Source organism: Bacillus sp. ISL-55, from assembly GCF_018613155.1.
Lineage (GTDB): Bacteria > Bacillota > Bacilli > Bacillales > Cytobacillaceae > Mesobacillus.
This window is the reverse complement of the sequence record NZ_JAGGQU010000002.1, coordinates 38,060-51,120: the sequence shown is the minus strand read 5'-3', so window position 1 is coordinate 51,120 and position 13,061 is coordinate 38,060. Positions and strand designations below refer to the sequence as shown.

Below are 13,061 nucleotides of genomic sequence, written 5' to 3'. Positions count from 1 at the left end.
GGCTTGGAACCCTGTGCTTTTTCCAGATCGTTTAGTCTCTTTCATTCATCTGAACAACTCGAAAGATATTTATAATCATACCCCTCGTTCTTCGAATGCATGAATTTGTTTGTTATGACCCAACACGATGAGTATATCATTTGGGCAGATGACTTCTTCAACTGAAGGGGAAATAATGAATTTTTCTCCTCGCTGAATTCCGATGATATTACAGCCGTAATTGGCCGAGACATTCAGTTCATTTAATGTTTTGTCTGTTACCTTTTTAGTGGAAATTATTTCTGCGATGCTGTGGTCCTTGGAAAGCTCAATAAAATCAATAATCTTATCGGAAGTAACATGGTGGGCGATTCTCTTGGCCATTTCCCTTTCAGGGTGAATGACACGATCGGCTCCGATTTTCTCTAATACTTTTTGGTGATTTTCACTTAATGCTTTCACCCAAACTTGTTTGACTCCCAAATCCTTCAGCAGCAATGTTGTGAGAATACTCGCCTCAATATTGCCTCCGAAGGATACAATGGCAATGTCTACATTTTTCAGGCCCAATCCTTTTAGATTATTTTCGTTCATGGCATTGGCCACCACTGCATGTGTTGCAAACTGGCTATACCGGTTCACTCTTTCCTCATCCTTATCCACAGCCAGAACCTCGAAACCAAGATGATGAAATTCTTCAACAAGACTTCCGCCAAAACGGCCAAGTCCAATCACGGCAAATAACTTTTTCATTATGTCATTCCTCCTGATTTTAAAAGAAGCTTCTATTAAACGCGGGCATAATTAGTATGCCAATTCCTGATATTTATTTTTAATAAAATGAAAGAAAATGATTAACAGGATGGCTGCTGCTGGGTAAACGGGGATGGAATATAAGAGCTTCCATCCAGTATAAATCAGCGCGTTATTTTTCACACAGATCCATTCATAGAATACTGAAAAGGCTGTCCATCCTAAAATATAAAAAGCTGTTTTTTTACCATATATTTCGAACTTGTCGTAAAAATAAAGAAATACTAAAGAAGCACAAGGATACATGAATAAATGAAATAGTGCACCAGAAAGTTCGTATGTAGGATTATCACCAAAATAGTAGGCCTCAAAAGGGGTTGCGATTAAAAAGTAGTCAATGGTTGAAACGAGAAAAATATTATACATCCAGATCAGAAGGACGATTACTGGCCGGAAGTATTTTCGGATGGGCCAAAATGATAGTAATGCTGCAACGGAAGAAATCAGGAAGAACCATTCATTCCAATCGTATTTTACATTCATTTGTATGATCCTCCTTTAAAAAGTAAAATGCGGTATCCCTTCATAAAGCCAATCAGCAATATGAGAGCCCCAAACCAAACGGAAGGTGACCACCAAAACTGCCAATTCACATGAACCAATACACCTAAAAAGTGGCTCAGCCATTCTACGATTGTTAATATAGCTACAAATAAAATCAATAAAAAGCCCTTATTATACCATTTATCTGTGACCAGATAATAATCCAAAAATAGAACCATGATCACTGGATAGAGGTTGATTCGACTAATAAAATGAGACATTTCAAGCGGTAAATGTTCAGGGATATGCAGAGTTTTAAAATTCATGTAACTAAGAGCAGAGAAATTCTGAGCACTATAGGAAGCAAGGAACCAATAAGCCGTTAGCTCAAGGATGTGGAGATTTTTCTTTTTTTTAAGAAAAAAAAGTAAAGCGATTCCGTTCAATAAGAAATAAATGAATAAGATCATATAATAATCTCCTTATTAGCCTTTTCCCTGATCAATGGGCTAAAAGCCCTTCTGGTGAGGGAATTTCCGGTAGAAAAACGATAAATGCCATAATGCCTTATTATCACCAAAAATAAACGAAATATGTTTCCCTCTAACAATGACCAATGTTGAGAATGAGACGAAATTTACCTATTGATAAATTTCAGCTGTTCGATTTGGCAATTCACTTATGCCAATGACTGTTAATCGTATAGGAGGAGCAAATAATCCGGTTTGGAAAATGGAGTTTTTTATAAACTGAAACCAAAGATCATCCTAACCGTAAAATAAGTTAAGAAACTAACTCGGGGGTTGTTATCTAATGGGTTATTTTGAGAGAGTCAAAGAAATACAGCAGCTTCAATGGGAGTTATTTATAGACTATTGGTATATACATAGTGCACTTGTTTTAGCTGGCTTAGCTCTGGCCGTATTTTGGGTGATAAGGAAGTAGAATGAGATTTAGAAAGTAATTGTTTGATTCGAAACTTTTTTATAGTCTGTTCAGGCGTGAGGATTCCCCTGGTATTTGTAAACTCCTGCACAGCAGTCTTTGCTTATCACCAAAAGAATGACACTTTTTTACTCTAAAATTACAGTTGTTTAACAATTCTCTAGAAAAGTCAGGATTTCTAAGTCGTTGTCGAATTTTATAGGTATAGAGAAAAATAGGGGGCAATTCTGAAGTTAATTAGGGGGACTGTAAATGCTAGAATTTGAAAACAACATCGATCAATTTGCCACTATAAAAGTTATTGGGGTTGGCGGCGGCGGAAATAATGCTGTGAACCGGATGATTGAGGACGGCGTGCAGGGAGTGGAATTCATTGCCGTGAATACAGATGCACAGGCTCTTAACATGTCTAAAGCGGAGGTCACGATGCAAATCGGCGGTTCGCTGACGAGGGGACTTGGAGCCGGTGCCAAACCTGAAATCGGCAGAAAGGCTGTCGAGGAAAGCAGGCAGCAGATCAAGGGTGCCCTGCAAGGTGCGGACATGGTGTTCGTAACGGCCGGAATGGGCGGCGGAACCGGGACCGGAGCTGCGCCAGAAATTGCCCATATCGCACGCGAACTTGGTGCACTTACGATTGGAGTGGTGACTCGTCCGTTCACTTTTGAAGGCCGCAAGCGGGCACAAAATGCGGCAGCCGGAATTGAAGAGATGAAGAAAGCCGTTAATACATTAATCATCATTCCAAACGAGCGATTGCTGGAAATCGTCGACAGGAAAACACCAATGATTGAAGCCTTCCGGGAGGCGGACAATGTTCTCAGGCAGGGTGTCCAGGGCATTTCCGACTTGATCGCCGTGCCAGGCATGATTAACCTCGACTTTGCTGACGTGAAAACGATCATGTCCAACAAAGGAACGGCGCTTATGGGAATCGGTGTAGCTTCAGGCGATGACCGTGCCGTCGAAGCTGCCAAAAAGGCGATCTCCTCGCCATTGCTTGAAACAAGCATCAATGGCGCGAAAGGTGTCCTGATGAACATCACAGGCGGCATGAACCTCAGTTTATATGAAGTCCAGGAAGCGGCAGACATTGTGGCGGCTGCAACAGATGACCAGCTTAACATGATTTTTGGATCGGTCATCAATGAAAATCTGGATAAAGAAATCATGGTGACCGTGATTGCGACCGGCTTCGATTCAGATGATGAGGACGCTCCACTGTCAAACACATCTCGCCGACCTGGAGACATGATTGCCAATTCCCGTGAGCAATACCAATCTCAATCGAGACAGCGAGAGCCTGTTGCCCATGCAGAATCGGGGGATTACGGCCGAGGGCAGTCCGGGAGCTATGGCCAATACGGAGATTACAGCCAGTCTGGCGGATCTGGTCAATACGGAGAATATAACCAGTCTGGCAGCAATGGCCAATACGATAACTATAAGCAATACGGCAATTACAGCCAGCCGCCTGCCTATGAAGAGTCTAAGAAATATGACAGGGGTACCCAGCCTCAAGACGACTCGCTTGAAATCCCAGCGTTCTTACGGAAGCGAAGCAGAAGGCGGTAATACAAGATCCGAAAGGCCAAATCACTTGCGATTTGGCCTTTTTGGATAGGGTAGAATGGAAGCGCAGGGACGTGCTTTGTGCTTCGAAGTAGCCCTGGGCCTGGGCAGGAATTTTGGTTCTGCAGCTAATTTGTAAGAAGAAGCTTTGAGTTCGGACAGGATTTCGATGTTTGGAGCCAAAGCTGTCCGAAGTAGCTTCAAGTTCGGACAGGTATAGAGGTAAAGCAGAAAAGGCTGTCCGAAGTAGCTCCAAGTTCGGACAGGTTTAGAGGTAAAGCAGGAAAAGCTGTCCGAAGTAGCTTCAAGTTCAGACAGGTTTAGGGGTAAAGCAGGAAAAGCTGTCCGAAGTAGCTTCAAGTTCAGACAGGTTTAGGGGTAAAGCAGGAAAAGCTGTCTGAAGTGGCTTCAAGTTCAGACAGGTTTAGGGGTAAAGCAGGAAAAGCTGTCTGAAGTAGCTCCAAGTTCGGACAGGTTTAGAGGTAAAGCAGGAAAAGCTGTCTGAAGTAGCTCCAAGTTCGGACAGGTTTAGAGGTAAAGGAGCAAAAGCTGTCAGAAGTAGCTCCAAGTTCGGACAGGTTTAGGGGTAAAGCAGGAAAAGCTGTCTGAAGTAGCTCCAAGTTCGGACAGGTTTAGAGGGAAAGCAGGAAAAGCTGTCTGAAGTAGCCTGAAGTTCGGACAGGTTTAGCGGTAAAACAGAAAAAGCTGTCAGAAGTAGCTCCAAGTTCAGACAGGTTTAGAGGGAAAGCAGGAAAAGCTGTCTGAAGTAGTTACAAGTTCGGACAGGTTTAGGGGTAAAGCAGGAAAAGCTGTCTGAAGTGGCTTCAAGTTCAGACAGGTTTAGAGGGAAAGCAGGAAAAGCTGTCTGAAGTAGCTACAAGTTCGGACAGGTTTAGAGGGAAAGCAGGAAAAGCTGTCTGAAGTAGCTACAAGTTCGGACAGGTTTAGAGGTAAAGCAGGAAAAGCTGTCTGAAGTAGGTCAAAGTTCGGACAGGTTTCGAGGGAAAGCAGGAAAAGCTGTCTGAAGTAGTCTGAAGTTCGGACAGGTTTAGCGGTAAAACAGAAAAAGCTGTCTGAAGTAGCTCCAAGTTCAGACAGGTTTAGAGGGAAAGCAGGAAAAGCTGTCTGAAGTAGCTACAAGTTCGGACAGGTTTAGATTGGGAGGATATTTTCCGCTATTTCCAGACCATCAGGACCAGTACCGCTGATTACATAGCGTACATAAACAGTGAGCAGACTGATCAGCGGATGCAGACGGAGGCGTTCCTTGTCTATAAAAATCAATTCACTACCTACTTGCGTGACTTTATTGTTTCTTTACAAAATACTGCGTTACAGATTAGAGAACGGCTTGATGAACTTTCACCTGATAGGATGGCATTATTTTTCGAAAAGCTTGTTGAACATCGGCAGTCGATCCCGAGACTTGAAGATGTCAGTTCGTCTGTCGAGGAGTGGCGGACTGAATACCTTGAGTATTGGGGTTCATTGAGGCAGTGGTTCTTGGGCTCTAATCTACAGCAGAGTGAGCTAGATATACTGCAGTGGCAAACAAATGAAATGATCAGGCGGATGACTCGATATGTTCAGCGTATAGGGGAAAGACAGCAGCATTTCCGCAGCCGTAAAAATGATTATTTGCACCTGGCAAAATGGTTTGTCGATACAGATACACTTGAGGAGGCCCACAAACTTTCTTCTGTAGTGTTTGGGACGATGACAATCAAACATCTTCAGCTTGATGAGGTGAGCACAGATAATTTGCATACCGAAACCTGGGAAGAGAATCCGGTTATGATTCCGCTCAAGCCGCGGACGAACCGATATCGTGAAAAGACGAAGCCAGGTTCAATGGTCTCGAATGAGGAGAAAAAACGTCTTCAACGTGAGCAATATCTGGCTGAACGAAAACAGGAACAAGTATTGATTGAAAAATATATAGACGAAGGTGTCATTAAGCTATCTGCTGTTTCAAAAGTTGAACCATTTGTCAGAAAGGTTTTGCTTGGGTGGATTGGAAAATCGATGGCCAGCAAGAATGGCAAAGTCAAGACAGATTACGGGATGGTTGTGAAGGTGTCAATTGACCGTGAGAAAACGGTTCTTCTTGATGCGGAGGATGGGACTTTGAAAATGCCAGATGCGCTGTTCACCTTTGAAGGAGAGGGGGAATCCAAATGATCAAGCTGGAACAAATAGTAGAATTCGATGAAAAGGCGATTCTTGGAATGGACCTATTATTTAATCACTACTGGATTCTCCGCAGTGAGCAGCCAGAGTGGTATCAGCTAATCCGTGAACGGGAGAAGGTACTGAGGCGCTATATTAACGAAAAGTTTGGATTGCGCCTGATTGTCCATCAGCATTTTATCAAGCTTGAGAAAATTCCGGTTGTTCCGGAGCGATGGATGGGTATCCAGGAATTCCAGGATTCCATGGATTATGCCGTTTTTTGCTGTGCGCTTTCCTTTTTGGAGGGTAAGTCTGTCGATGAGCAATTCCTTTTATCGGAATTGAGCCAGGAAATCCAGGCGGATTTTCCAGGTGACCTTCCGCTTGATTGGACACTTTATACTCATCGGAAATCGCTGATCCGTGCAATCAACGTCCTGATTGACTTTAAGCTGATCAGGATCATTGATGGAGATATCAGCCGCTATGACCATAACGAGGAACAAGAGGTGCTGTATGAGGCAACGGTCTACAGCCGGTATTTTATGCGCACCTTCCCGGATGATTTTACAAGCTATAAGCACTGGGAAGAACTCTTAAATGAAGATTGGAAGCTGAACCAGGAGGATGAAAGAAGGAAACGGGTTTATCGCAAGCTGTTCTTTTCCCCCGGCCTTCACCGCATTGATATGCAGGATCCAGACTTTATATATATTCGGAATTTCCGTAATCGGCTGTCGGACGATATCGAAAGCCATAGTGACTATAAATTGCATGTCTACAAAAACACTGCTTTTTTGTCTACCGATGAATCAAGGCAATATCAGCAGTTATTTCCTGATACAAAAGCATCCACAGATTTAATTCTGCAATTTTCAAAGCATTTGCATGACTATCCCGAAAAATACACTCCGAAAGAAAATGGAGAGATTGTTTTGACGGAGGGGGAAATGGATGCAATTATCCTTGAACTCCGCACACAATTTGAGCGGGGCTGGTCGAAATATTTCCGTGAAAAAGGAAACAGTGCCATCCGGAACGAAATCCTTGGTGCAATGAAGGACTGGATGATGGCCGAAATTGAAAAAGAAAGTTCATTGATTAAAATAAAACCGCTATTGGGTGTGCTTGCCGGAGCATTCCCTGCTGATTTTGAAGGGAGCGAGGAGTAATGGTGGGTACAAGATGGGTGATGAACCGTGCCGGTTTGCTGAATTTCTGGTATTACGATGAAGAGATTTTCCACTTTGAGAACGGCAAGCTTTTGCTGCGTGGTTCGAACGGTTCAGGAAAATCAGTAACAATGCAAAGTTTCCTGCCAGTATTGCTGGATGGCAAAAAGTCTCCTGACCGACTTGATCCTTTTGGTTCGAAGGCTAGAAGGATGGAGGATTATCTTCTTGGTGAAAAGGAAGTTGTCGATCGTGATGAGCGAACAGGATATTTGTTCATCGAATACAAAAAGCAGGGTTCGGAGCAGTATATCACGACGGGTATCGGGATGCAGGCGAAGCGAAATAAAGGAATCAAGTCATGGTATTTCCTGCTGACTGATAACCGCAGGATAGGTGATGATTTCCAGCTTGCCCAGCAGCATACGGGTGAAAAAGTCCCGCTTTCAGCGAAGGAATTGGAGAACCGGATTGGCCAGGGCGGTTATGTAGTCCATTCTCAGCGGGAGTACATGAATCTTGTGAATAAGTATGTCTTTGGATTCCAGTCTATCGATGCTTATGAGGATTTAATTAAGTTACTGATCCAGCTTAGAAGTCCGAAGCTATCGAAGGATTTCAAGCCAACGGTGATCTATGAGATTCTTGAATCGGCGCTGCCTCCTTTGACTGATGATGAACTGCGCACTCTTTCTGACACAATTGAAAGCATGGACCAGACGCAGCAGCAACTTGAACAGCTTCATCGAGAATCTGAATCGATTAACAGACTGGCAACGGCATATGATACGTACAACAAATATATTTTAGCAGAACGGGCCGAGCAATGGCAGAAGGCACTCTTAAAAAGCGATACTGCCGAGTCGAAAGTGAACGAGTATAAAGCCGAGCAACAACACCTTGAGCAGGAAATTGTCAGGCTGAGGGTTGAACTTGAAAGATTTCAGCAGCAAAAACATGTTGCCGCCCAGGAAAGCAATTCACTCAAGCATCATGAGGTTTGGTCTCTTGAAGAGAAGAGGAAAGACAAGCTTGAGGAATCAACAGAAATCGTGAATGAAATCGCAGGGCTGCAAAAGCGGTGGGATGAGAACAATAAAAAACTTCGTGATGAATATCGAAAAAAACAATCTTCTGAAGATGATCTTTATCAATTTGAAGAAAAAGAAAGAGAGCTTTTGGCCGAGCTTACACTTGATGCAGATGCAGCAGCTTTTCACCAGCACGAGGTGAATGTCTTAGATTATGGACGGACAAAGGAAAGTGGTTTTGATTTTACCGTCTGGCAAAAAGAAGCGAAAGACCATCTGGCCTTGCTTGTGCAGCTGGAAAAACTCGCTGTTGAAGCTGTGAGGCTTGGAGAAGACCAGAATCGGCTTCAGCGCCATTCATCCGAGAAGAAAAAAGAAATAGACGAGTTGCAGAAGGACTTGGACCATTACCAAACGTGGTTCGATGAAGAGCATCAAAAGCTTGAAAGCAATGTATTTCTATGGATGGAAGAACATTAAAAGTTAAACTACTCTAATGAACTTCGCCAGGGAATCGCCCGTTCATTACAGGGACTGTATGAACGTAATCGATATGATGAAGTCCGTTCTCAGCTGTTTGTGGCAATTCACAATTATGAAGCTGAAGTGAAGAGAGATGAGGCTTTGACGAAGAGCCGGATAGAGCAAAAACAGGATGAAATCAGTATAGCAGAGGCAGAATTGCTGCGAATCAAAACTCAGAAGATGCTTGAGCCGGAACGCTCGCCAGCAACGGAAAAACAACGGGTCCAGCTCATGCAAGATGGCACTGCCTTTTTGCCATTTTATGCTGCAGTTGAATTCCAGGAGCATGTGACCGAGGAACAGCGGGAAAGGCTGGAAGCGGCTCTTACGAAAACTGGAATTCTTGATAGCCTGATCACTGACAAACCGGTCTCCCCTTTGGAGGATGCTGTTTTAGTTGCTGATCCTCGCCTGCTTGGCTATACGCTTGCTGACTATCTGATGCCTGACATGGATGATGACAGTTCTTTGTCGGAAGAATTGGTTGACCAGGTGTTGCGGTCTATTCCGCTTGAAAGCGATGGTACTGGATTCCATATCGATCAAGACGGGTCATATTCGATAGGCTGTATGACAGGACATGCACCAATAGAAGGCCCATCAAAATATATCGGCAGGTCGTCAAGAAAACGGCACCAGCGTGAGCAAATTCAAATTTGGACAGAAAAGATTCATGAATTAAATCAGGAGCTTGCTGAATTAAAGGTTATATTTGAACACTTTGTAGCAGAGCTGGAATTGATACATTCATGGAAAAAAGAAATTCCAGAAGACAAGGTGCTTTTGGATATTAATGAACAAATTTTGTCCAAGCGTCATGAGCTCAAAAATGAGAGAGACCTGCTCAGCCGTATTGATGCAGACTGGAAAATTGTTTATGACAAATATACGGAAGTCAAGCGGCTTTTACGGGACAAAGGCGTACAGTTGAATATTCCTTTGACAGTTGATGACCTTGGAAATGCATTGGCATCTGGGCAAAGCTACATTGATTTTTTACATGATTTGAAAAATAATGACGTGAATGTTTCATCTGTCAAAAAGCTATTACAGTCCTCTTTACAGCGAATTGAAGAGCTTGAAGGGGAGCTGGATGAGTTGAAGGGTGAACAAGGCAGGAAAGAAAGCCAGCTTGGAAAAATCGAGGCCATGATTGTGTCGTTTGATCAGCAGCTGAAGCTGAAAGGGATTGATGAAGTCAGGAGCAGAATTCAGGAAGTCCAACGCCAGCTTAATGAGGCTGAGAGTGCAATCGACAGAATTAAGAGTGAACTGCCAATAGCACAATCAGAACAGAACCGCACTCAGGAAAAGCTAGATGACGCTGAAACTGATTTGTCTTTTTGGAAGAAAATGGGTGAATTATGGGCAGGAATGGTCGATGCCGAGAAGAAACGCAGCTACTTTGTGATTGAAGGTGAACAGCCTGGTGAGATATTTTCACAGTTTGAACCTATTTATACAAAGAATGAGCGATCGAAATTATCAGAACTGCTGACGAAAGCCTTTTTAAACGAACAAGCTCATCTAACGGAATACCGAATGTTTGAATATCCTGAGGACACCGAGGTTCCATCCTGGTTCAAAAAAGATTTCCCGGAGAAATATGAGCCATTTTTGAATGAGTGGAACCAGCTGAAGGGAAGGCGCTTGATCCAGTTGGAATACAGGGGCCAGCGTGTAACTCCATATTATGTATCGACTGAGTTGAAGAAGGAACTAGAGGAACAGCAAGGATGGCTTGATGAGCAGGACCGCAGGCTGTATGAGGATATCATTTTAAATAGTGTAGGAATCATCCTGCGAAATCGTATCCAGCGTGCCCAGCAATGGGTAAAAGAGATGGATAAAATCATGGCCGATCGAGATAATTCTTCAGGGTTAATTTTCTCAATTGCCTGGAAGCCGCTGACTGCGGAATCGGAGCAGGAGATGGATACGAGAGATCTGGTCCAACTTTTACAGCGAAACAGCAAGTTTTTGAATGAAGAAGATTTACAGCGGATTACTAAGCACTTCCAGTCAAGGATTGCCAAGGCGAAGGAGCTAATTCAGCTGCGTAATGAGGGATCCACGCTCCACCAGGTCTTGAAGGAAGTACTGGATTACCGCAAATGGTTCACATTTGTACTCTCGTTCAGCCGGGTGAATGAGCCGAAGCGCGAGCTGACAAACAACGCTTTCTTCAAGTTCAGTGGCGGTGAAAAAGCGATGGCGATGTATATTCCTTTATTCACGGCTGCTTATTCCCGATACAAAGAAGCCGGGGAGATGGCTCCGTTTATCATCTCTCTTGATGAGGCTTTTGCGGGTGTCGACGAGAATAATATCCGTGATATGTTCGAGGTTGTCGAGCAGCTCGGCTTCAACTACATCATGAATTCTCAAGCCTTATGGGGAGATTATGACACGATTTCTAGTCTTTCCATAAGTGAGCTGGTCCGTCCGAAGAATGCTGATTATGTCACGGTCATCCGCTACCAATGGGATGGTAAGCAGAAGTCGCTCGTAATCGATGAGGCACCTGAATTGGAGGAACTGGTGACAAATGAATAATAGTTTGCAAGTGTTCCGCGACGAACCTGGTTTCATGAAGCTTTTCGGCTTGTTCCGAGACAAGTTTCGCTCTCTTGGCAGAGTCGGAGGTTTTGTCAGTCTGAAAGGGTTCAAGGACGCAGAGGTCGAATCAATTGCCGGCTTCCTTGGCCTATCTTCGAATGAGCTGATAGAAAAAGGACGTGTTGGACTTCTACAATTTGAGCGAGAACTTGCCAATACGGGTTTTTCTAACCTTACCTTCGTGGAGCTGTTGGAAGAAATCTTTCAGGAACCACTACTATCAAAAAAGCAAGAAGCCGAGAATAACCTAAGGCTTGAAAATGAGTTTATAACTTTATTAAACTTGGAAATCCCTGAAGCTGGTTGGTGGCTAGAGTGGATTAGTGAGAGAGGCCCGGATACTAGGTGGATTTGGTCACTTTATCGGCAGGATGAACTTTTGCTGTCAAGAATGATTAGGAAGGTCTCTAATGCTTTTTTATCGCTGCCGAAAAAGGGAGACTTTGAAAGGCTCCCTTTCTTCGCTCAGCGGACGACAGGAAATCCTCATTTTTTTGATATATCGGAGTTGGGCGGAAGATTATTGCTCCATTTTCTAGCGGTAAATAAGAAAACTCTTGGAGAACCTGAATTTCCTTTTCCAAAAAACACGGAGGAAATTAATGATTTACTGGCGGAATTCGGCTTGTTAAGGGATGATTTGTGGAATTTCGTGACCGTACAAGGATTGATTGCTTTCTCCCAGGGTGAAACTCACCCTGTCTGGAATGCAGCTGTTCAAACCAGAACCGTACTGAATGTCCCTATGAAGGAATTAGCCAGACTTGAAAGTATCAGGCCTGCCTCTGGCCGAATGGTTTGGATAGTTGAGAATTCGAGTGTGGCTTCTACCATAATGGATGCAGTCCCTGATGCAGCCGTAGTCTGCACACATGGGCAGCTGCGAGCAGCAAGTTGGAGACTCCTGGATCAATTGGCCGAGGGAGAGTGCACATTCTTATATTCTGGTGACCTGGATCCAGAAGGAGTCCTGATTGCGGACCGATTGAAGAAAAGGTATCGAGACAAGTTGGTACTGTGGAGGATGGATCCAGTGGCATATGAGATTAGTATCTCAAACGAGGACATTGCCGGAAGGATTGCGAAGCTTGATGGAGTATCTTCACAAGAATGGGAAGAAGTCGTTAGGATGATGTGTGAGAAGAAAAAGGCTGGGTATCAGGAAGCGTTGTTAGATTTACTTATAGAAGATATTAAACAGGCTCAATAACATTATAGATATTTCATCATATGTGTTACTTGCTCTGAAAAAATTCATTCGTAACCATGGTATACTTTAGTTTGATCGGGGGGCAAACCGAATGAAAGAAACCTTGAACTTAATCTTGGATGAATTAAAAGAACTGAAAGTGGGCCAGCAAGAGCTGAATGTTGGTTTTCAAGAATTACATGTAGAACAGAAAGAATTGAAAGATGAAATTAAGGTACTGAAAAGAGGACAGCAAGAAATCAAGGAAGGGTACCAAGACCTTAAGTTTGGACAGAAAGTAATACAAAAAGATGTTTCTAGTATTAAAGATAATCTAATAAATGGGCTTGGTCCATATTTTGAACAAATAGAGAAACATATTGATACAAGGACAGATGAACTGAAAGATGTATTGGGAGACCAACAAAGAGTTATTGATACGCTATCTGCTCGTTCTATTAAGCACGAAGGCGAAATGTAAGATTTTAAACACATACTAAAAAACCAGTAAGGAGCGATTTTTGCTCCTTTTTTTTTGCCCTAAAAGTCCTTTTCCTGCTG

The 13,061-nt window shown here is 43.3% G+C and carries 8 protein-coding genes and 1 pseudogene; 6 read left to right on the top strand and 3 right to left on the bottom strand.

Features of this window, described 5'->3' with window-relative positions; translation table 11 throughout:
• Positions 1-75: 75 nt before the first annotated feature.
• The 3 genes from J7E32_RS01815 to J7E32_RS01805 are packed head-to-tail and all read right to left on the bottom strand — an operon-like array spanning position 76 to position 1,745.
• Positions 76-732 (bottom strand): potassium channel family protein, encoded by a 657-nt coding sequence (locus J7E32_RS01815; RefSeq protein ID WP_214902744.1) that lies wholly within the window; start codon positions 730-732, stop codon positions 76-78.
• A gap of 51 nt (positions 733-783) precedes the next feature.
• The gene (locus tag J7E32_RS01810) at positions 784-1,275 is read right to left on the bottom strand and encodes a hypothetical protein (protein WP_214902742.1); all 492 of its coding nucleotides are present in this window, start codon (positions 1,273-1,275) and stop codon (positions 784-786) included.
• Complete coding sequence (locus J7E32_RS01805) at positions 1,272-1,745, bottom strand: hypothetical protein (protein ID WP_214902739.1); 474 nt, start codon at positions 1,743-1,745, stop codon at positions 1,272-1,274. Before J7E32_RS01805 ends, J7E32_RS01810 begins: the two co-directional genes overlap by 4 nt.
• A 727-nt stretch (positions 1,746-2,472) precedes the next feature.
• On the opposite strand from J7E32_RS01805, the gene ftsZ reads away from it, so the two are divergent.
• The 6 genes and pseudogenes from ftsZ (at position 2,473) to J7E32_RS01775 (ending at position 12,981) form a co-directional block, all read left to right on the top strand.
• A complete protein-coding gene (gene ftsZ / locus J7E32_RS01800; protein WP_483297591.1) occupies positions 2,473-3,795 on the top strand; it encodes a cell division protein FtsZ in 1,323 nt (440 codons plus the stop codon).
• Between the two features lie 1,164 nt (positions 3,796-4,959).
• Positions 4,960-5,973 (top strand): TIGR02677 family protein, encoded by a 1,014-nt coding sequence (locus J7E32_RS01795; RefSeq protein WP_214902898.1) that lies wholly within the window; start codon positions 4,960-4,962, stop codon positions 5,971-5,973.
• A complete protein-coding gene (locus J7E32_RS01790) occupies positions 5,970-7,136 on the top strand; it encodes a TIGR02678 family protein (protein WP_483297590.1) in 1,167 nt (388 codons plus the stop codon). Before J7E32_RS01795 ends, J7E32_RS01790 begins: the two co-directional genes overlap by 4 nt.
• Positions 7,136-11,248: pseudogene (locus J7E32_RS23285) on the top strand (TIGR02680 family protein). The gene J7E32_RS01790 and the pseudogene J7E32_RS23285 overlap by 1 nt, the downstream one beginning before the upstream one ends.
• Positions 11,241-12,521, top strand: a complete 1,281-nt coding sequence (locus J7E32_RS01780; protein WP_214902737.1) for a TIGR02679 family protein — start codon at positions 11,241-11,243, stop codon at positions 12,519-12,521. The pseudogene J7E32_RS23285 and the gene J7E32_RS01780 overlap by 8 nt, the downstream one beginning before the upstream one ends.
• Before the next feature lie 91 nt (positions 12,522-12,612).
• On the top strand, positions 12,613-12,981 hold the full coding sequence (locus J7E32_RS01775; RefSeq protein WP_214902735.1) for a hypothetical protein: 369 nt from the start codon (positions 12,613-12,615) through the stop codon (positions 12,979-12,981).
• Positions 12,982-13,061 lie beyond the last annotated feature (80 nt).

Bases quoted from the DNA above. Each gene is read 5' to 3' on its own strand.
- J7E32_RS01815 (WP_214902744.1), bottom strand. From the start codon at position 732: ATGAAAAAGTTATTTGCCGTGATTGGACTTGGCCGTTTTGGCGGAAGT.
- J7E32_RS01810 (WP_214902742.1), bottom strand. From the start codon at position 1,275: ATGAATGTAAAATACGATTGGAATGAATGGTTCTTCCTGATTTCTTCC.
- J7E32_RS01805 (WP_214902739.1), bottom strand. From the start codon at position 1,745: ATGATCTTATTCATTTATTTCTTATTGAACGGAATCGCTTTACTTTTT.
- ftsZ (WP_483297591.1), top strand. From the start codon at position 2,473: ATGCTAGAATTTGAAAACAACATCGATCAATTTGCCACTATAAAAGTT.
- J7E32_RS01790 (WP_483297590.1), top strand. From the start codon at position 5,970: ATGATCAAGCTGGAACAAATAGTAGAATTCGATGAAAAGGCGATTCTT.
- J7E32_RS01780 (WP_214902737.1), top strand. From the start codon at position 11,241: ATGAATAATAGTTTGCAAGTGTTCCGCGACGAACCTGGTTTCATGAAG.
- J7E32_RS01775 (WP_214902735.1), top strand. From the start codon at position 12,613: ATGAAAGAAACCTTGAACTTAATCTTGGATGAATTAAAAGAACTGAAA.